This window comes from Streptomyces sp. NPDC001108 (assembly GCF_053598535.1).
This window is the reverse complement of sequence record NZ_JBSFKL010000048.1, coordinates 1-1,740: the sequence shown is the minus strand read 5'-3', so window position 1 is coordinate 1,740 and position 1,740 is coordinate 1. Positions and strand designations below refer to the sequence as shown.

Here is a 1,740-nt window from a genome sequence, read left to right as displayed (position 1 = left end):
GAGTGGGATCGGGTGGTGCGGGAGTGGGCGGTGACCGAGGGCGCCGATCCATGGCCGGGGACGCTGCACAGCCAGGTCTCGGAACGGGCCGCGGAGCGCCCCGACGCGACCGCGGTGACCTGCGGCGAACAGTCCCTGACGTACGCGGAGCTGGAACGCTCCGCGAACCAGCTCGCCCACCACCTGATCTCACTCGGCGCGGGACCCGGCCAGCTGATCGGCCTGTCCGTCGAACGCGGGACACGCATGGCCATCGGCCTCCTCGCCATCATGAAAGCCGGAGCCGCCTACCTCCCCCTGGACCCCGCATACCCCGCCGACCGGCTCACCTACATGCTCGAAAACTCCGGCGCCCGACTCCTCATCACACAGAACGACAACCCCACCCCAGGCATCCGCACCATCAACCTCGACACCGAACACAACACCCTCACCCAACACCCCACCACACCCCCACACACCACCGTCACACCCGAAGACCTCGCCTACGTCATCTACACCTCGGGCTCCACCGGCCGCCCCAAGGGCGTCGCCATCGAACACCGCACCGTCCTCCACCTCCTCGCCAACTGCCAACCCCTCTACAACTTCGGCCCCCACGACGTATGGACGGTATTCCACTCCTACGCCTTCGACTTCTCCGTCTGGGAACTCTGGGGCGCACTCACCACCGGCGCCCACGCCGTCATCGTCCCCCACGACACCACCCGCAACCCCCACGCCATGTGGCAACTCCTCAAACAACAGAAAGTCACCCTCCTCAGCCAAACCCCCTCCACCTTCCGGGAACTCACCACCCACGCAGCCGAAACCAACCAAGAACCCCTCCCCGACCTCCGCTGGATCGTCTTCGGCGGAGAAGCACTCGAACCCAAACACGTCCAGACCTGGTTCGACCGATACCCGAACACCCCCACACAACTCATCAACATGTACGGGATCACCGAAACCACCGTCCACGTCACCTACCAACACATCACCCCCCACCACCTCACCAACAACAACCACCGCCTCCCCGCCGGACGACCCATCCCCGGCTACCACATCCACCTCCTCGACCCCCACGGCAACCCCGTCCCCACCGGCATCCCCGGCGAAATCCACGTCTCCGGCAACGGACTCGCCCGCGGCTACCTCCACCACCCCACCCTCACCGCCCAACGCTTCACCGCCAACCCCCACCACACCGGAACCCGCACCTACCGCACCGGCGACCTCGCCCGATGGCTCCCCGACGGCACCCTCGAACACCTCGGCCGCACCGACCACCAAGTCAAAATCCGCGGCTACCGCATCGAACTCGGCGAAATCGAAACCGCCCTCACCCAACACCCCCACATCCACGAAGCCCTCGCCACCACCCACCAAGACCCCAACAACCCCAACAGCCACCCCCGCCTCATCGCCTACATCGTCACCACCACACCCCTCACCCCCGCCCAACTACGCACCCACCTCACCACCACCCTCCCCGACCACATGATCCCCGCCCACTACATCCCCCTCCCCCAACTCCCCCTCACCCCCAGCGGAAAAATCAACCGCCGCGCCCTCCCCACACCCACCACCCACACCCAACAAACCACCACCCACCACACCCCACCCCGCACCCCCACCGAACACACCCTCACCACCATCTGGACCAACATCCTCACCACCAACCACATCGGCATCCACGACAACTTCTTCGACCTCGGCGGCGACTCCATCCTCTCCATCCAAATCGTCTCCCAAGCCCGG

The 1,740-nt window shown here is 66.0% G+C and carries 1 protein-coding gene; it reads left to right on the top strand.

What is annotated here, in order from left to right:
* Positions 1–1,740, top strand: a 1,740-nt coding sequence (locus ACWC97_RS33940; protein WP_450653669.1) for a non-ribosomal peptide synthetase, incomplete at both ends; no start/stop codon positions are given.